Consider the following 17,319-nt stretch of genomic DNA (forward strand, 5'->3'; position numbering starts at 1 on the left):
CCGGCCATCCGGACGTTCAGGCCACCGCCTCTATCCACGACTTGATGTCGTGCGGAGACAGGCTTCCCTTCGCCTCCACGCGGTCGCCCGAGGACTCCCCGCGCAGCCGCCGGCCGATCCACGGCACCAGATACTCGCGCGCCCAGTGGATGTTGTCGCGCCGCACCTCCAGCGTGCCGCGCGGCGGCAGTACGGGCCAGGGCTGGTCCGGGTCCGCGGGCACCTCAAGACCGAGCACCTGTCCGGCGCGCAGGGCGACCCGGGTGTGCCCCTCGGGCGAGAGATGGAGCCGGTCGCCGTCCCAGGCCCGCCGGTCCTGGATGGTCTTGAGGGACCACAGGTCGAGCACCGGACAGTTGTACCGGTCCGCGATGGCCCGCAGATGGAGGTTGTACGTGGCGATCTTGCCCCGCATGTGCCGGAGCACGGGTACGCCACGGGTGTCGAAGCCGGTGGTCACGAGGACCGTGCCGACGGCCGACGTGAGGTCGGCGACGGCACGCTCGTAGCGCTCCGCGACCTCGTCGGGATCGGTGCCCGGCCGGATGATGTCGTTGCCGCCCGCGCAGAAGGAGACCAGGTCCGGCGCGAGCTCCCTGGCCCGGCTCAACTGGTGCTCGACGATCTGGTCGAGCAGCTTCCCGCGAACCGCGAGGTTGGTGTAATCGAAGTCGCCCTCGGGCCGTCGGTCCGCGAGCAGTACCGCGAACCGGTCCGCCCAGCCGACGAACGCCCCGTCCGGGCCAGGGTCGCCGACGCCCTCGGTGAAGCTGTCCCCCACCGCCACGTACGACCCGATCACTGATCTGTTGTCGTCTTTCGAATCGTCTGCCACGTCGGCCCATGATTCACCTTGGGGTGTGACCTACGCGACCGTAGGAAGGGGTTGACGCCCGGTGAGATAAGCCACTCGTCAAGTATTGGTCAATCCCGGAATAAGGGGCGCGTTCACCGGCGTTGCCGCAGCTCCCGGACCTGGAAGTCCTCGATCGCGAAGTGGCTCCAGGTGGTCCGGAAGGCGAAGTGCCCACGCGTGTACGGCTCCGGGTCGGTGTGGTCGAAGACGAGCCGTCCGTTGTTCCACCACCGGACCGTGGACCCGTCCGACACGATCCGGACCCGGTGGGGGCGGTTGGCCGTGAGCAGGGGCTCGGTGTAGTCGAGGACCAGCGGCCGTACGCCCGCCTCACCGACGTACCGGCGCAGCCTGGTCGTGGTGTTGGAGTTGGCCCCGTACCCGACGTAGTACGTCCTGAGGTGGTCGTACTCGGCGAGCGCGCCGCCGCGGGGCGTGGCGAAGAGGTCGTGGGGCGAACGCGCGTCCGTGGCGTTCCAGAAGTTGTTGAGGTCGGAGACGCGGTCGTTGGCGCCGCCCGCGGAGACCGGTGTGGCGGTGTACTCGATGACGTACGGCCCCCTCAGCGCATGCCGGAACCAGACCGTCGCGCCGCTGGGCACGTCGATGTCCAGGACGCCCCGGGAGGCGGTGACGCTGCCGCCGTCCTGCAGTTCGGTGACCCACTGGCCGAGCCCGTGGCGGAAGTCATCCCGGGCGATGACCCGGCCGCGCCCGTGGCGGTCCGCGGCGCCCGCCTGCCGTCCGGGCCCGAGCGCGGCGAGACCGGCACCCGCGGCCAGCGCTCCGAACGCTCTGCGTGTGGTCGTCATGCGGGCTTCCTCCGGGGGTCGGGGGCGTCGGGGACGGGTCGATCCACCGCCAGAAAGCGCTTGCGGGAATCGCTGATCACTCTGCCGCGCCCGACGCCCCGTGTCGATGCTGCGGATGTTTCAACCCCGTGTCGTACGCATCCGGCTGCCGCCGCCGTCCGCGGGGAGCCCGGACGGCGGCGGCAGCCGCCTCGGCCGGAATCCGGTCGGCGGAATCCGGCCGGAATCCGCTCGGAGTCCGGTCAGAGACGGCAGCTGATTTCGAGGCCGTCCTCAACGGGGAACGTGACGCTGTGGTAGCCGTTGGCCGTGTCGCGCACATGGTCGAGGTACGGGCCGAGGTCGGGAAGATCCACGTCGTCGGCGACGACGAGGGTGCCGGGCGCGATGTGCGACTCAAGGAGCCGTAGGACGGGCAGGCAGAGGTCCTTCCACCCGTCCAGGAACAGGAAGTCGACCGGCTGCGTGAGTTCGGCGAGCGTCCGCAGGGCGTCCCCCTCCAGCACGGTGATCACGTCGTCGAGACCGGTGGCGGCGAAGGTCTCGCGGGCCGCCGCCGCCTTGGTCCGGCTCATCTCCGTGGTGACGACCCGGCCTGTGCCGTTGTCCCGGACGGCGGCGGCCAGGTGGAGTGTGGAGATGCCGTACGAGGTGCCGAACTCGACGACGGTGGCCGGCCTGGTCGCGCGGACGAGGTTGTAGAGGAGCCTGCCGCCGTCGGCGGAGACCGGCATATAGATCTCCTGCGCCATGTCGGCGAGCTCCTGCGCCGTCCGCGTCCCCCGGTCGTCGCGGGGCCGGTCGCTCCTCAGCCGCGACACGGTTTCGTCGTCACGGGCGGCGGCTTCGAACATGCGGGTCAGGGCGGCGGAGACACGTGGTTCCGCGAGGGTGTACGGAGGTGTGGGCATGACACTGACTCCTTCGGGCGGTGCTGATGTGCAGGTCGGGTGGGGTGGGTTCGGGACGGGCCCCCGCGCCGTCAGGCACAGTTCCCCGCGCCCCCAGGCACCTAGGGGCGCGGGGAACTGCGCAAAGGGGGGCGAGGGGGCGCAGCCCCCATGCGTGGACGGGAACGGGTAGGGGCGGCGGGGGCGAGGCCGCGCAAGCGCCCGCACAGCCGTCAGGCCACGTAGCCGTCAGGCCGTGAAGCCGTCAGGCCGCGTACCCCTCAGGCCGTGTACGCGCCCGCCTCGATGTCCGCGAGCAGCGACGGCCCGGTGGGCTCCCAGGACAGAAGCCGCCTGCTCACATCGCTGGACGCGGTCATGGTGGTGGCGAAGAAGCGGCCGACGAACCCGAAATGGGGTCCGGTGTCCCCCGGGGTGACGGAGTCGACGGGCAGGCCGAGGCTGCGACCGATCGCCTCGGCGATGGCCTTGGTGGTGACGGCCTCCTCGGCGACGGCGTGCAGCCGCGTCCCCGCGGGTGCCTGCTCCATGCCGAGGCGGATGAGCCGGGCCGCGTCGTCGCGGTGCACCGCCGACCAGGCCGCGGAGCCGTCGCCGACGTACCCGGAGACTCCCTTCTCGCGGGCGGCCGCGGTGAGGAAGTTGACGAACCCCCAGTCGCCGTGGCCGTGGACGCTCGGCGCGAACCGCGTGATGACGGTCCGTACGCCCTGGGCCACGTAGTCCAGGGCGAGGTTCTCGCTGCCGCCCCGGTTGGAGTCCGGGCCGATGGCGGGAGAGACGTCGTCCTCGGTGGCGGGCCGCCCTTCGACGAGGCCGGAGAGAGGCGCGGCGACCACGAACGGGCGGTCGCTCCCGGCGAGGGCGTCGCCGAGGGCCCGGACCGCGACGCGTTCGGAACGGTCGGACTCGGCGGGGTTGCCCCAGTCGTGCTTGTTGGCCATGTGGATGACCGCGTCCGCCTGGTCGGCGCCCCGCCGCAGCGAGTCGAGATCGTCCAGGTCGCCGCGGACGACGCCGACGCCCTTGGCCGCGAGGGCCTGCTCGGCCCGGTCGGTCCGCGCCAGGCCGATGACCTGGTGGCCCGCGGAGATGAGCTCGTCGACCACGGCGGAGCCGATCCAGCCGGTCGCTCCGGTGACGAATGCACGCATGGGCGTGACCTCCTTCGCCCTGAAAAGGGCAGGTGAGAACAGCAGATGAAGGGTGGAGTCGGGTGTGAGTGTGGGTGGGAGTGGCCTGAGCACGGCTCCGACGCCGTGTCAGGTGGTCTGTGGTGCCCCGCTGTCCAGCTGTTACCGCGAGACAGGTGGCACAGGAGCGGCCCGGTGGGCGCGGCGGCTGCCGACGACGACGAGGGCCCCGGCGAGGAGCACGACGAGGGCCGCGACGCGCAGCGCGGTGTCGGCGCCGTGGACGAACGCCTCGGTGACGCCGGTGCGGTCGGCCGGGCTCAGCGTGAGCGCCTCCTGCACCGTGCGGGGAACCGGTACGTGCCGGCCAAGGTCGGCGGGCAGGTGGTGGGTGAATCCGGCCGTGAGGACGGTGCCGACGACGGCCACGCCCAGGGCGCTGCCCAGTTCACGGGTCGCGGACTGCAGCCCTCCCGCGATGCCCGCCCGCTCCACGGGCAGGGCCGAGGCGATCTGTGCGGTCAGACAGGGCGCGGCCAGCATGATGCCGAGCCCGATGACGAACAGACCGGCCGCGTACACGGGGTAGGCCATGGTCGAGGCGTACGAGAGGCCGAGCAGACCGGCGCCGGTCAGCGCGAAGGCCGCGGCGAGTGTCGCGGGGGTGCCGATGCGGCGGATGAGCCCGGGTACGTGACGGGTGCCCAGCAGGAGCGGGACGGTCAGCGGGATGATCCCGAGCCCCGCCTGCAGGACGGAGAAGCCACGTCCGTACTGAAGGAGTGAGGCGTTGACGTAGAAGAGCCCGAAGTTGCCGAAGAACGTGACGGTCATACCGAGGGCGGCGGCGCCGAGTGCCGGGCTGCGGAACAGGCGCGGGTCGAGCATGGGACGGGGGACGCGCAGTTCGACCTGTACCCAGCACAGACCCAGCAGAACGCCGCAGGCGAAGGCGGTGAGCACGACCGTGCTGCCCCAGCCCTGTTCCGGCCCCTCGATGATTCCGGTCAGCAGTGCCACGACGGCCGCCACGAACAGCAGCGTGCCGGGCAGGTCGAGGGTGCGCTCGGAGCGGGCGCTGCGCGGTGCGGTCCGAGCCGTCCACGCCAGGCAGCAGAGCGCTATGAGGGCGACCGACAGGAACAGCGTGCGCCAGGAGCCCGTACTCAGCACCGCGCCGCCTCCGACGTTGCCGACGACGCCGCCGATGCCGGAGGCCGCCGCCCAGACGGCCAGCGCGTGGGGGCGCCGCTCGGGGGCGGTGGCGTGCAGGAGGACGCCGACGCAGTTCGGCAGGACGCAGGCGGCGCCGAGGCCCGTGACGGCGCGCCCGATCAGCATGATCGGCACGTTCGGCGCCACGGCCGACACGACGGCGCCGAACGCGACCGTGCCGAGCCCCGCCATGAGGACACCCTTGCGGCCGTACTTGTCGCCGGCCGCACCGGCGGGAATGACCAGGCAGGCGAAGACCACGACATAGGCGTCGACGATCCACAGCAGGTTCGACGAGGTCGGTCGCAGTGAACTCGCGGCCAGCTGCGGCACCGCCAGGTTGATCGCGGCGACGAATCCGACGACCAGGGCGGTGCACACGCTCACGCAGGCGAGCACGGGCCCGGACCGCCGCGCCGGGCGGCGGGTGGCTTCGAGGGTGGACGTCATGGCTCTCGATTCCTTCTGGGATCACGGAACACGAAGCACGGCCGGACACCGCCCGGCGGACCGGGCAGCCCCTCCCGGGACAGGGCGAGGCAAGGCGGGCACTCATTTCCGAGTCACCGTGCACCGTAAAGGTAACACATACGAGACACTGTGCCTCGTATAGAGTTGCCGCATGGTGGATGGAAGCGGCCGCGGACGGCCCCGCAGTGAGAGCGCACGGGCCGCCGTGCTGCACGCCGTCGACGACCTGCTGGTGGAGGTGGGGTACGCGGCCCTGACGATGAAGGGCATCGCCGAGCGGGCGGGCGTGGGCCGGCAGACCGTGTACCGCTGGTGGTCGAACAAGGCGGAGGTGCTCTACGAGGCCAGCGCCATCGACGCCCGGCAGGAACTGTCCGTGCCCCGCAGCGGTGATCCCCGCAAGGACGTCAAGGCCTATCTCGACGCCCTCGTGGCCTTCCTGGCCCACTCGGACGCGGGTGCGGCCTACCGTGCCCTCATGGGCGAGGCCCAGCACGACGCGGAGGTCGCCGCGCTGCTCGCGTCCCGCGACATCCTCGGGGAGAGCGCCGCGGAGGTCGTGGAGGCGGCGCGGAAGCCGAGCGGCACCGCCCTCTCGCTCGAACAGGCGACCGCACTGCTGATCGGCCCGCCCTTCTTCCACATCCTGACCGGGCGCAGCGCGGACGGCCTCGACACCGAGCAGCTCACGGATCAGTTCGTGCGCACCCTGAACGATCCGGGGGCCTGAGACGCCCCCGTCCCTGTCGGCCGTCCGGCCCGGGACATGCCGAAGGCCGGACCCCGGGGATCACCGGGTCCGGCCTTCGGAGATGCACATCGGTCGACACCCGCAGGCGTCAGACCGTGTCAGTTGACGTCGGACGGCGTCAGACGGAGACGCCCTTGGCGCGCAGGTACGCCAGCGGGTCCACGTCCGAGCCGTAGTCCGGGGTGGTGCGGATCTCGAAGTGCAGGTGCGGGCCGGTGACGTTGCCCGTGGCACCCGAGAGGCCGACCTGCTGTCCGCCGGTCACGGTCTGGCCGGCCGAGACGGAGAGGGAGGACAGGTGGGCGTACTGGGCGTAGTGGCCGTCGGCGAGCTGGATGACGACCTGGTTGCCGTACGCGCCGCCCCATCCGGCGGAGACGACCGTGCCCGCGCCGACGGACTTGAGCGCGGTACCGGTGGGCACCACGAAGTCGACACCGGTGTGGTAGCCGCTGGACCACATGCTGCCCGACATCTTGTACGAGGTGCCGATGGACGCCCCCGAGACCGGCAGCGTGAAGCCGGTGGCCGTCGAGGTGTCCGCCGCCTTGGACGCCGTGGTCGTCTTCTTGGCCGCGGGCTTGTCGGCGGCCTTGCCGGACGACTTGGAGGCGGTGGAGTCGGAGCTCGACGCCGTGGCCTTGCCGCCGAGGGCGAGCTTCAGGCCCGGGTGGATGAGGGACGGGTCGCCGCCGATGGACGTGCGGTTGTCCGAGTACAGCTTCTTCCAGCCACCGCTGACGTCCTGCGTGTCGGCGATCTTCGACAGGGAGTCGCCCGAACGCACGGAGTACGTCCTGGTCGTGACCTTCTTCGCGTCCGCCTTCGCCCCGGCCTGCTTCTCGGCGGTCGGAGCGGCGGCGGCGGAGTTGCTCGCGACGGTCGAGACGTTCGCGGCGCCCGCCACGGAGTCGGCGGCGGACTGCGGGGTCGCGGCGTGCGCTCCGGTGGCGCCGAGCAGCGGGAGGGCGAGAGCCGCGCCCCCGGTGCCGGCCACGGCCATGGAACGGGAGAAACGCGGGGACTTGGGACGGCGGTGCTTACCCTTCGCGGGCATGACGAATTCCTCTCCGGCGCCTGCGAGGTGAGCTGTCGGGTGCGAGCTGGAGATGCCCGGCCGCGCTTTCGCACGACTTAACCCCAAGCCGTTCCGGAGACCGGAACAGGCGTACTACCTGTGGGTCCCCCGCTCCTGCCACATACGGGTGAGTGTGCGGATTCCGGGCGGCGGCAGGATTGGGCGTCCGTCCGGATTGGAGGTGAACGTAAGCGACATGAAGAGGCGGGAACAAGCTTGAGGGTTTCCTGTGTGCCCCGTTTTCTTGATCCTCGACCGAATTACCGGTCACCCTGTGTGAATGCGGGCCGTCCCTCGTTTATCAAAGCCCTGAAAACAAAGCGGACTTACGTGAGCATGGCGACAGCGGAACGTCACGGATATGACGCTGCTCACCCAGGACCGCTCCAGGAGCCTTCACTCCGGCGCGAGTTGGAACGAAGGCTCCATTACGGACACAACAGTCAGATGCGACGCAGGCGGATAACTGCGGCATCGAGATCCCCGCGCAGCCCCGTCCGCAGCCCGTGATGCAACAGCACCGCACCCCGATGGACTTCGCCCGTTTCGAGGCATTCGTACGATGCCGACGGATCGAGTCCCCGCAGCCTCACCGGCAGGGCGGGCTCGCCGTAGTGCTGGGCCTGGAGCCAGGCGAGGAGGACGACCTCGCCGTCACGGACGTACTGGACGGCGCTGAGTCCGCCCTGCGGCGCCCGCAGCCGATGGAGCTCACCGCGCTGCACGACGGGCCTGATCTCCTTGTAGAGCTCCACCCAGGTCCGCGCCTCGGCCAGTTCCTCCCCGGTCCAGCGGGTGAGGTCGCCGCCGACGCCGAGCACCCCGGCCATCGCGCTCACGAACCGGAAGCGCAGCGAGCTGACACGTCCGTTGAGCTGGGTGTTCGGGCTGTCGGTGACCCAGGCGGCCATGGCCCGCGCGGGATGCACCTGACTGAAGCCGTGCTGGATGGCGAGCCGGTCGAGCGGGTCCGTGTTGTCGGAGGTCCACACCTGGTCCGTACGCGCCATGATCCCGAGGTCGATCCGGCCGCCGCCGCCCGAGCAGGACTCGAAGGCGACGCCCGGGTGGGCCGCCCGCAGCCGGTCCAACAGCTTGTACAGGGCGTGCACATGGTCCACCCACAGCCGCTGCGGATAGGCCTCGCCGGGCCAGCCCGCATCCGTGAAGGCGCGGTTGAAGTCCCACTTCACGTAGTCGATCGGCGCACTGGAGAGCAGCGCGTCGAGCTGTTCCCACAGGTATTCCTGGACGTCCTCGCGGGCGAGGTTGAGCACGAGCTGATTGCGCAGTTCCGTCCGTTTCCGTCCCGGCTGGAACTGCACCCAGTCCGGGTGCGCGCGGTACAGCTCGCTGTCGGGGTTGACCATCTCGGGCTCGACCCAGATGCCGAACTGCATCCCGAGCCCGTGCACGTGGTCGCCGAGCGGCTTCAGCCCGCCCGGGAAGCGGTCCGGGTTGACCGTCCAGTCGCCGAGGCCGGCCCGGTCGCTGGTGCGCGCCCCGAACCAGCCGTCGTCGACCACGAACAGCTCGACACCGGCCTCGGCGGCCCGGCGGGCGAGCGCCCGCTGCTGCTCCTCGGAGATGTCGAACTCCGTGGCCTCCCAGGAGTTGTAGAGCACGGGCCGGTCCTGCTCCGCGTCCGGGATCACGTACGCGCGCTGGTACGCGTGCCAGGCGCGGCTCGCCCCGCCGAAGCCGCCGTCGCTCCACAGCCCCGCGAAGACGGGGGTGACGAAGGTCTCCCCCGGCTCCAGCCGCAGCAGGCCCGAGTCGTCGTACCCGGCCCCGCCGGTGATCTGCACGCGCGCGTCGGGCAGTTGGGCCACCGCGATCCGCCAGGTACCCGACCAGGCGAGCGCGCAGCCGTAGACCTCGCCCAGCTCCTCGGTCGCCGTACCGTCCGCGTCCAGGGCGACCCACGGCAGATGCTGGTGCCCGGTGTGTCCGCGCCGGCTGCCGATGATCTTCTCGCCGTACGTGAGCTCGGAACGCACGAGCCGGGACTCGGCCGCCCACCGTCCGTGCAGCTGGGACAGCCGCCACCCGTCGCGCTGCGGCAGTGTCCAGGTCGCGGAGTCGGCGCGCAGCACCTCCAGGGCGGGCCCCTCGTTGGCGAGGGTCACCCAGCGCTCGACGACGTCGGTGCCGGCCCGCATCCGGTAGTGCAGCGTGATGCCGAGCCCGGAGTCGGAGAACCGCAGCCGCAGCTCGTCATCGCCGGCTCCTCCTGCCGCCTCTCCGCCGGCGGTCTCGTACCCCTCGAAGCGCCATTCGGTGCCGCGCCTCTCGGGTGTGCGCACGGAGAGGGCGGGCCGTACGAAGCGGGGGCCGCCCTCGACCGGGTACTCCTCGTGGCCGTCCAGGGTCGCCTCGAACGCCCAGTACTCGGGACCCGGGCCCGCGGCGAGCGCTTCGACGTCGGCGAGCGCGATCCTCGGGCCCCAGTGCAGATGCAGCAGCTCGTCCTCGTCACCGAGCCGCAGGCCGTAACTGCTCGTGGGCCCCGAAAGGAGCCACGTACGGCCGTCTGCGCCGATCTCTACCATCAAGCCCTCACATATTCGAACAGGCACGCTCAAGCCCCAACATCATCAGGTCCGACCTGCCCTTCGGGCAACGCCTGTGGACAACTCATTGGCCCACGAACCGATGTCGTATCGTCGGATACGCACCTCGCCGACGAGCCGCGTCGGTGGCCGAGGGGAGGAGCCCCCGTGACGCAGCAGGTCCCGTCGACCGAGCCCGAGCTGACCGGCGTACGCAACTTCCGCGACGTGGGCGGCCTGCCGACGGTGGACGGCCGGCGGGTGGCGTACGGGCGGCTGTTCCGCAGCGGCCACCTCGCGCACGCGACGCCGTCGGACGCGGCGTTCCTCGCCTCACTGGGCCTGCACACGATCTTCGACTTCCGCAACGCGGCCGACCAGAAGCTGGAGGGCGCAGACGTCGAGCTGCCCGGGGTGCGCAATGTGAACCTGCCGCTGACGGACCCCGCCGACGGCGCCGAGTTCTGGAAGATGGTCCGCGACGGGAATCTGGACGAGCTGCGTGAGCTGCTCTCGGACGGCCGGGCGGCGAACCGCATGATCGCCTCCTACCGCACGATCATCAAGCAGCGCACGGCCGAGCACCGGCAGGTGCTGCACGCGCTGGCCGAGGACAGTGTCCCGGCGCTGATGCACTGCGCGGCGGGCAAGGACCGGGCCGGTCTCTCCGTCGCGGTGACGCTCCTCGCCGTGGGCGTCGAGCGCGAGGCCATCGTGGCGGACTACCTGGAGTCGAACGCGGCGCACCGCCGCTACAAGGTGCACCGCAGCAGTTCCGCCTCCGCCGCGTACACCCCCGAGGTGATGGAGCTGCTCAGCCCGCTCTTCGACGCACGCGCGGAGTACCTGGCGGCGGCGTTCGACACGATCGAGGAGACCTGGGGCGGCGTCGACGCGTACCTGGAGCAGGCGCTCGGCGTGACCCCGGAGATACGGGAGCGGCTGCGGCAGCGGTTCCTCGACTGACCGGAGCCGCGGCCCCGGTCCGCTACTGGTTGCTGGCCCCGAGCGTGAACAGCAGGTAGATGAACGCGGCGAAGACGTGGCCGACCGCCACGTAGATGATGAGCCGTACCCACAGCGCGCGCGGGAACTTCTCCTCGATGTCCTTCATGAGGGTTCTCCTGGGGTCGTCGTAGGTCCGAGGCACAGCGCGGCCGTCGGACTCTGCAGCAGGGTGTGTACGAAGAGGAGTTCGGCCCCGTCCCGGTCCGCGGCGGCGATCCGGTGCGGGGTCAGCGAGTCGAAGTGGGCGCTGTCGCCGGGTTCGAGGACGTGCGCGGTGTCCCCGAGACGCAGGCGCAGCCGTCCCTGGAGGACGTACAGCCACTCCTCGCCGGGGTGGACCCGCACGATGTCGCCCTGCGCTCCGTAGGGGACGTGCACGCGCAGGGACTGCATGCCGCGTCCGGCGGCGCCCGCCTGCCAGTACGTCCAGCCGCCGGCCTTCGTGGGCTCCATGTCGGCGGAGCGCACGACGGCGTCCCGCTCGGTGACCGTCTCGCCGAGCAGGTCGGAGACGGTGGTGCCGTAGATGCGGGCGAGGGCGAGCAGCATGGGCAGCGAGGGCTGGCGCCCGCCGGTCTCCAGCCGGGAGAGATGCGCGGGGGAGAGTCCGGCCGCGGCCGCCGCGGACTCCAGGGTGAGGGCGGCGCGGCGGCGCAGGGCGCGTAGCTGGGGGGCGACGGTGGGGTGCGTACCCTTGTCAGGGTTCATGTGCCCATTGAGCCGCAACGTTGCCTCAGAGGCAAATAACTTGCCCCAGAGGCAAAAGGTGCGGGCCGGTGGGGGCTGGTCGCGCAGTTCCCCGCGCCCCTAAAAGCCAAAAGACTGCGCAGTTCCCCGCGCCCCCATCAGGGGCGCGGGGAACTGCGCGAACGGCCCCCACCGGGCCGCAGGGGTCCCGCTACGACAGGGCCCGCGGCAGCGCCTAGCGGTTCGCCACCGCCTGTTTCACCAGCGTCTTGCCGAAGTCCCACATCAGCCCACCCCCACTGTGCGCGTCATCCATCACGGCGGTGAACGCGTCCACGAACCGGTCGACGTCCCGCTCACCGATCACCAGCGGCGGAATCAGCTTGATCACCTCCAGGTGGTCGCCGGAGACCTGCGTCAGGATCCGATGCCGCTGGAGCAGCGGCACGACCACCATCTGCGCGAACAACCCCTTGCGCGCGGCCTGCAGCATCGCCCACCGGCTGCGCAGCTTCAGCGAGGTGGGCCGGCCGAACTCGATGCCGATCATCAGCCCGCGCCCGCGTACGTCGCTCAGCAGCTCGTACCGGTCCACGAGCGCCGTGAGCCGGGACTTCAGCCGCTCCCCCGTGGCGCGGGCGTTCGCCACGATCTGCTCGTTCTCCATGACGGACAGCACGGCGAGACCGGCCGCCATGGCCTGCGCGTTGGACCCGAAGCTCGCGGAGTGCACGAGGACCCGGTCCATGGACGAGTAGACCTTCTTGAAGATCCAGTCCTTGCCGAGCGTGGCGCTCACGGGCACGTAACCGCCCGACAGCGCCTTCGCCACACAGACCAGGTCCGGTTCGACGCCGTCCTCGTGCTGGTAGGCGTAGAAGTCCCCGGTCCGGCCGAGCCCGGTCTGCACCTCGTCCGCGATGAGCAGCGCCTTGTGCTTGTGCAGCAGCTCCTGGGCGTCGCGCAGATAGCCGGGCGGCGACTCGTGCACGCCCTTGCCCTGGATCGGTTCGACGATCAGCGCGGCGACGTCGCCCTTCTTGAGCTCCGCCGCCAGGGCGTCGAGGTCGCCGAGCGGGACCGCCGTGTCGGGCAGCAGCGGGGCGAAGCCGTCCCGGAAGCCGTCCTCGCCGTTGACGGACAGGGAGCCGGTGGTCAGGCCGTGGAAGGCGTGCGCGCAGTACAGGACGCGCGGTCGGCCGGTGGCGTACCGGGCGAACTTCAGCGCGGTCTCGACGGCCTCCGTTCCGCTGTTGCCGAAGAACACCCGGTCCAGGTGCGGGCTGTGCGTCAGCAGCTGCTCCGCCAGCAGTCCGGGCAGGGGCTGGCAGTCGAAGCGGGTGAGGTCGGCGAGCTGGGCGTCGAGGACGTCGTGCAGTGCCTTGCGGACGACGGGGTGGTGGCGGCCGAGGCCCATCACCCCGAACCCGGCGAGCATGTCCAGGTAGTCGTTGTCGTCCGCGTCCCAGAAGTGGGCGCCCTCGGCCCGCTCGTAGACCTTGTCGAAGCCGATGGTGCGCAGCATGCGCGGCAGCTGGTGGTTCAGGTACTTGCCGTGCAGCTCGTAGCGCTCGCCTCCACGCCCGGCGAGGAGGCTGCCGAGGTCGAACTCCTGGGACTTGCTGGTGGTCATTCCGGCTTCTCCTTGGACACACGCGTCTTCACGGCCGGCCCACCGCCGGCACCCTGCTTCCCGGCCCCCCGCTTCTTGGCCGCCCCGGGCACCCCGTCGGCCTCCCGGAGCGCCAGGCTCGCGCTGATGCGGCCCGCGATCTCGACGGGGGTCAGCCCGATGTCGGCCAGTACTTCTCCCCGTTTGGCGTGCGCGAGGAACTGTTCGGGGATGCCGAACCGCCGTACCGGCACGTCGACCTCTGCGTCACCGAGGGCGAGAGCGACCGCCGCGCCCACCCCGGCGGCCCTGCTGTTGTCCTCGACGACCGCGACGAGCCGGTGCCCGGCGGCGAGACCGGGCAGCGCGGGGTCGACGGGCTTGACCCAGCGCGGGTCCACCACCGTGCAGCCGATGCCCCGGGCCTCCAGCAGCTCGGCCGCGTGCAGGCACACCGGTGCCATCACGCCGACGGCGACGAGCAGCACGTCGGACCGCTCGCCCCGGTGCAGCACGTCCACTCCCCCGACCCGGTCGACCGCCGGGACCTCGGGCCCCACCGACTCCTTGGGGAAGCGGATCAGCGTGGGCGCGTCGTCGACGGCGACGGCCTCGCGCAGCTGGGCCCGGAGCTGGTCGGCGTCGCGCGGCGCGGCGATCCTGAGTCCGGGCACGACCTGGAGGATCGACATGTCCCACATGCCGTTGTGGGAGGCACCGTCGACCCCGGTGACCCCGGCGCGGTCCAGCACGAACGTCACGCCGCAGCGGTGCAGCGCGACATCCATGAGGAGCTGGTCGAAGGCCCGGTTGAGGAAGGTCGCGTACACGGCGACGACCGGATGCAGTCCGCCGGTCGCGAGGCCGGCCGCGGAGACCGCGGCGTGCTGCTCGGCGATGCCGACGTCCCACACCCGGTCGGGGAACCTCTCGGCGAACTTCGCGAGGCCCACGGGGTGCAGCATGGCCGCCGTGATCGCCACGACGTCCTCGCGTTCCTCGCCGATGCGCACGATCTCGTCGCCGAACACCGAGGTCCAGGACGGGCCGTTGGAGGGGGCGAGCGGCTCGCAGGTGAGCGGGTCCATCACGCCGACCGTGTGGAAACGGTCCTCCTCGTGCGCGAGCGCGGGCTCGTACCCGCGTCCCTTCTCGGTCAGACAGTGGATGAGTACGGGCCCGTGGAAGCGTTTCGCACGCCGCAGCGCCGACTCGACCGCGCCCGTGTCGTGTCCGTCGATCGGCCCGACGTACTTCAGCCCGAGGTCCTCGAACATGCCCTGCGGGGCGAACGCGTCCTTGAAGCCCTTCTTCGCGCCGTGCAGCGACTCGTAGAGCGTGCCGCCGACGACGGGGGTGCGCAGCAGGACGTCCTTGCCCCAGGCCAGGACCTTCTCGTAGCTGTCGGTGGTGCGCAGGGTCGCCAGGTGGTTGGCGAGTCCGCCGATGGTCGGCGAGTACGAGCGTTCGTTGTCGTTGACGACGATGATCAGTGGGCGGTCCTTGGCGGCGGCGATGTTGTTCAGCGCCTCCCAGGCCATGCCGCCGGTGAGCGCGCCGTCGCCGATGACCGCGACGACGTGCCCCTTCTCCCCCTGCACCTGGCGGGCCTTGGCGAGGCCGTCGGCCCAGCCGAGCGCGGTGGACGCGTGGCTGTTCTCGATGATGTCGTGCTCGGACTCCTCGCGGGAGGGGTAGCCGGAGAGGCCGCCCTTGCCGCGCAGCTTGGAGAAGTCCTGACGCCCGGTCAGCAGCTTGTGCACATAGCTCTGGTGGCCGGTGTCCCACAGGATGCGGTCGGTCGGCGACTCGAAGACCCGGTGGAGCGCGATGGACAGTTCCACCACCCCCAGGTTGGGTCCCAGGTGCCCGCCGGTCCTGGCGACCGCGTGCACCAGGAACTCCCGGATTTCCTCGGCCACTTGGCCTATCTCGGTCTCGGACAGCGCCTTCAGGTCGCGTGGTCCCCGGATGGTCTCCAGAATCGTCACGCTCGGCCCCCTCTCGGTCCGTGCTGCAGCTAACTCGCGGTGGCGGCGGGTTGCCCCGGCACCGTGACCTCCGGCTCGCCCGATGCGACGCCGTCCGCCTCCATCTGCTCGGCGATCTTCATCGCCTCGTCGATGAGGGTCTCCACGATCTTCGACTCGGGGACGGTCCTGATGACCTCGCCCCTGACGAAGATCTGTCCCTTGCCGTTGCCGGAGGCGACCCCCAGGTCCGCCTCGCGTGCCTCTCCAGGCCCGTTGACGACGCAGCCCATGACCGCGACGCGCAGGGGCACTTCCATGCCCTCCAGGCCGGCCGTGACCTCGTCGGCGAGCTTGTAGACGTCGACCTGGGCCCGCCCGCAGGACGGGCAGGACACGATCTCCAGGCGGCGCTCCCGAAGCCCCAGCGACTCCAGGATCTGGATGCCGACCTTGCACTCCTCGGCGGGCGGGGCGCTCAGGGACACCCGGATGGTGTCGCCGATGCCCTCGGCGAGCAGCGCCCCGAAGGCGACCGCGGACTTGATGGTGCCCTGGAAGGCGGGGCCCGCCTCGGTCACGCCGAGGTGCAGCGGATAGTCGCACTGCGCCGCCAGCTGCCGGTAGGCGTTGACCATCACGACCGGGTCGTTGTGCTTGACCGAGATCTTGATGTCCCGCAGGCCGTGCTCCTCGAAGAGGGACGCCTCCCACAGCGCCGACTCGACCAGTGCCTCGGGCGTGGCCTTCCCGTACTTCTGGAGGAGGCGCCGGTCCAGCGAGCCGGCGTTGACCCCGATCCGGATCGGCGTGCCGTGGTCGACGGCGGCCCGCGCGATCTCCTTCACCTTGTCGTCGAACTGCTTGATGTTGCCGGGGTTGACCCGGACCGCCGCGCAGCCCGCCTCGATCGCGGCGAACACGTACTTCGGCTGGAAGTGGATGTCCGCGATCACCGGGATCTGCGACTTGCGCGCGATGGTGGCCAGCGCGTCCGCGTCGTCCTGCGTGGGGCAGGCGACGCGGACGATCTGGCAGCCGGACGCGGTGAGTTCGGCGATCTGCTGCAGGGTGGCGCCGATGTCCGACGTACGCGTGGTCGTCATCGACTGCACCGAGACGGGCGCGCCGCCCCCGACCGCCACCGGTCCGACCTGGATCCGCCGTGAGACACGGCGTTCCGCGATCGGCCGGACCGGCACCTCGGGGAGGCCCAAGGAGATGGCGGTCATCACGTCACCCGCGGTTTCCCGAGACGGTCTCGCGGGCGGCCCGCAGCGACTCCTTGAGCGAGCCCATGGTGGCCATGACCGCCGTCGGCTCGTAACCGCAGTGCGCCATGCAGTTGGCGCACCGCGGGTCCTTGCCGCGGCCGTACGCGTCCCAGTCGGTCTTCTCGATGAGGTCCTTGTACGTCGTGACGTACCCGTCGCTCATCAGATAGCAGGGCTTCTGCCAGCCGAACAGCGAGTAGTTGGGGATCGCCCACGCCGTGCAGGGGAAGTCGACCTTGCCCTCCAGGAAGTCCAGGAAGAGCGGGGAGTGGTTGAGCCGCCAGCGCAGCCGGTTGCCGCCGGCGAATGCTTTCTTGAACAGCTCCCGGGTCTGCTCCACGCCCAGGAAGTGCTCCTGGTCGGGCGCCTTCTCGTAGGCGTAGGCGGGCGAGATCATCATCTCGTCCACCTTCAGGTCGTCATTGAGGTAGTTCAGTACCTCGATGATCGTCTGCGGGGTGTCGGTGTTGAAGAACGTCGAGTTGGTGGTCACCCGGAAGCCGCGCCGCTTGGCCTCCTTGATGGCCGCGACCGCCTCGTCGAACACGCCCTCCTTGGCGACGGACTCGTCGTGCCGCTCGCGCAGACCGTCGATGTGCACGGCGAACGCGAAGTACGGCGAGGGCGTGAACTTGTCCATCTTCTTGCGCAGCAGCATGGCATTGGTGCACAGGAAGATGTACTTCTTCCTCGCCACCAACTGCCGCACGATCTCGTCGATATGAGGGTGCATCAGGGGTTCGCCGCCGGCGATGGAGACCATCGGCGCACCCGATTCGAGCACCGCCCCCACGGCCTGCGCCACCGGCATGCGCTGCTTGAGCACGCCGGCCGGATGCTGGATCTTGCCGCAGCCCTCGCACGCGAGATTGCAGGCGTACAGCGGTTCCAGTTCGACGATCAGCGGAAACTTATCCCGCTTGCGGAGTTTCTGTTCCATGAGATACGTCGCGACCTTGATGGTCTGGCGAAGCGGCATGGCCATCTGG

15 protein-coding genes and 1 riboswitch are annotated in these 17,319 nt (G+C 70.6%); of the genes, 2 read left to right on the plus strand and 13 right to left on the minus strand.

Translation table 11 applies throughout. The annotated features are described in order from the left end of the window. Nucleotides 1-16 precede the first annotated feature (16 nt). From J8N05_RS28345 to J8N05_RS28365, 5 genes are all read right to left on the minus strand, one after another. Entirely contained in the window at nt 17-802 is a 786-nt protein-coding gene (locus J8N05_RS28345; RefSeq protein ID WP_210890452.1) for an SGNH/GDSL hydrolase family protein, read from the minus strand. A 146-nt stretch (nt 803-948) separates the two neighbouring features. Further along, nucleotides 949-1,668: a DUF6250 domain-containing protein gene (locus J8N05_RS28350; RefSeq protein WP_210887650.1), complete on the minus strand. Its 720-nt coding sequence runs from the start codon at nt 1,666-1,668 to the stop codon at nt 949-951. Nucleotides 1,669-1,910: 242 nt separating this feature from the next. Then, nucleotides 1,911-2,579, minus strand: coding sequence for an O-methyltransferase (locus tag J8N05_RS28355; RefSeq protein ID WP_210887653.1), 669 nt, complete (start codon nt 2,577-2,579; stop codon nt 1,911-1,913). A gap of 260 nt (nt 2,580-2,839) precedes the next feature. Next, the gene (locus J8N05_RS28360) at nt 2,840-3,733 is read right to left on the minus strand and encodes an SDR family oxidoreductase (RefSeq protein WP_210887656.1); all 894 of its coding nucleotides are present in this window, start codon (nt 3,731-3,733) and stop codon (nt 2,840-2,842) included. 141 nt (nt 3,734-3,874) lie between these two features. Then, nucleotides 3,875-5,377, minus strand: coding sequence for an MFS transporter (locus tag J8N05_RS28365; RefSeq protein ID WP_210887658.1), 1,503 nt, complete (start codon nt 5,375-5,377; stop codon nt 3,875-3,877). Nucleotides 5,378-5,549: 172 nt separating this feature from the next. On the opposite strand from J8N05_RS28365, the gene J8N05_RS28370 reads away from it, so the two are divergent. After that, a complete protein-coding gene (locus tag J8N05_RS28370) occupies nt 5,550-6,128 on the plus strand; it encodes a TetR/AcrR family transcriptional regulator (RefSeq protein WP_210887661.1) in 579 nt (192 codons plus the stop codon). 139 nt (nt 6,129-6,267) lie between these two features. Here J8N05_RS28370 and J8N05_RS28375 read toward each other — a convergent pair whose 3' ends face one another. Beyond that, complete coding sequence (locus J8N05_RS28375) at nt 6,268-7,206, minus strand: M23 family metallopeptidase (RefSeq protein WP_210887664.1); 939 nt, start codon at nt 7,204-7,206, stop codon at nt 6,268-6,270. Nucleotides 7,207-7,208: 2 nt separating this feature from the next. After that, nucleotides 7,209-7,375: riboswitch (cyclic di-AMP (ydaO/yuaA leader) on the minus strand. A gap of 295 nt (nt 7,376-7,670) precedes the next feature. Beyond that, complete coding sequence (locus tag J8N05_RS28380; RefSeq protein WP_210890453.1) at nt 7,671-9,779, minus strand: alpha-galactosidase; 2,109 nt, start codon at nt 9,777-9,779, stop codon at nt 7,671-7,673. Between the two features lie 168 nt (nt 9,780-9,947). On the opposite strand from J8N05_RS28380, the gene J8N05_RS28385 reads away from it, so the two are divergent. Continuing rightward, nucleotides 9,948-10,745 (plus strand): tyrosine-protein phosphatase, encoded by a 798-nt coding sequence (locus J8N05_RS28385; RefSeq protein ID WP_210887667.1) that lies wholly within the window; start codon nt 9,948-9,950, stop codon nt 10,743-10,745. 22 nt (nt 10,746-10,767) lie between these two features. Here the strand turns inward: J8N05_RS28385 and J8N05_RS28390 are convergent, their stop codons facing one another. From J8N05_RS28390 to hpnH, 6 genes are all read right to left on the minus strand, one after another. Continuing rightward, nucleotides 10,768-10,893, minus strand: coding sequence for a DUF6126 family protein (locus J8N05_RS28390; RefSeq protein ID WP_210887670.1), 126 nt, complete (start codon nt 10,891-10,893; stop codon nt 10,768-10,770). Further along, nucleotides 10,890-11,495 carry a helix-turn-helix domain-containing protein gene (locus tag J8N05_RS28395; RefSeq protein ID WP_210887673.1) on the minus strand — a complete coding sequence of 202 codons (606 nt, stop codon included), beginning with the start codon at nt 11,493-11,495 and terminating at the stop codon, nt 10,890-10,892. The genes J8N05_RS28390 and J8N05_RS28395 overlap by 4 nt, the downstream gene beginning before the upstream one ends. Nucleotides 11,496-11,709: 214 nt before the next feature. Next, entirely contained in the window at nt 11,710-13,107 is a 1,398-nt protein-coding gene (locus J8N05_RS28400; RefSeq protein ID WP_210887676.1) for an aspartate aminotransferase family protein, read from the minus strand. Continuing rightward, nucleotides 13,104-15,077, minus strand: coding sequence for a 1-deoxy-D-xylulose-5-phosphate synthase (gene dxs / locus J8N05_RS28405; protein ID WP_247706535.1), 1,974 nt, complete (start codon nt 15,075-15,077; stop codon nt 13,104-13,106). The genes J8N05_RS28400 and dxs overlap by 4 nt, the downstream gene beginning before the upstream one ends. Before the next feature lie 29 nt (nt 15,078-15,106). Beyond that, complete coding sequence (gene ispG / locus J8N05_RS28410; RefSeq protein ID WP_210887679.1) at nt 15,107-16,288, minus strand: flavodoxin-dependent (E)-4-hydroxy-3-methylbut-2-enyl-diphosphate synthase; 1,182 nt, start codon at nt 16,286-16,288, stop codon at nt 15,107-15,109. Between the two features lie 4 nt (nt 16,289-16,292). Then, nucleotides 16,293-17,315: an adenosyl-hopene transferase HpnH gene (hpnH, locus tag J8N05_RS28415; protein ID WP_189772326.1), complete on the minus strand. Its 1,023-nt coding sequence runs from the start codon at nt 17,313-17,315 to the stop codon at nt 16,293-16,295. Nucleotides 17,316-17,319 lie beyond the last annotated feature (4 nt).

It is taken from the genome of Streptomyces liliiviolaceus (assembly GCF_018070025.1).
Taxonomy (GTDB): Bacteria; Actinomycetota; Actinomycetes; order Streptomycetales; family Streptomycetaceae; genus Streptomyces; species Streptomyces liliiviolaceus.

Excerpts from the sequence above, each read along its gene's own strand:
- J8N05_RS28350 (WP_210887650.1), bottom strand. The coding sequence starts at position 1,668 with ATGACGACCACACGCAGAGCGTTCGGAGCGCTGGCCGCGGGTGCCGGT.
- J8N05_RS28355 (WP_210887653.1), bottom strand. The coding sequence starts at position 2,579 with ATGCCCACACCTCCGTACACCCTCGCGGAACCACGTGTCTCCGCCGCC.
- J8N05_RS28360 (WP_210887656.1), bottom strand. The coding sequence starts at position 3,733 with ATGCGTGCATTCGTCACCGGAGCGACCGGCTGGATCGGCTCCGCCGTG.
- J8N05_RS28365 (WP_210887658.1), bottom strand. The coding sequence starts at position 5,377 with ATGACGTCCACCCTCGAAGCCACCCGCCGCCCGGCGCGGCGGTCCGGG.
- J8N05_RS28370 (WP_210887661.1), top strand. The coding sequence starts at position 5,550 with ATGGTGGATGGAAGCGGCCGCGGACGGCCCCGCAGTGAGAGCGCACGG.
- J8N05_RS28375 (WP_210887664.1), bottom strand. The coding sequence starts at position 7,206 with ATGCCCGCGAAGGGTAAGCACCGCCGTCCCAAGTCCCCGCGTTTCTCC.
- J8N05_RS28380 (WP_210890453.1), bottom strand. The coding sequence starts at position 9,779 with ATGGTAGAGATCGGCGCAGACGGCCGTACGTGGCTCCTTTCGGGGCCC.
- J8N05_RS28390 (WP_210887670.1), bottom strand. The coding sequence starts at position 10,893 with ATGAAGGACATCGAGGAGAAGTTCCCGCGCGCGCTGTGGGTACGGCTC.
- J8N05_RS28395 (WP_210887673.1), bottom strand. The coding sequence starts at position 11,495 with ATGAACCCTGACAAGGGTACGCACCCCACCGTCGCCCCCCAGCTACGC.
- J8N05_RS28400 (WP_210887676.1), bottom strand. The coding sequence starts at position 13,107 with ATGACCACCAGCAAGTCCCAGGAGTTCGACCTCGGCAGCCTCCTCGCC.
- ispG (WP_210887679.1), bottom strand. The coding sequence starts at position 16,288 with ATGACCGCCATCTCCTTGGGCCTCCCCGAGGTGCCGGTCCGGCCGATC.
- hpnH (WP_189772326.1), bottom strand. The coding sequence starts at position 17,315 with ATGGCCATGCCGCTTCGCCAGACCATCAAGGTCGCGACGTATCTCATG.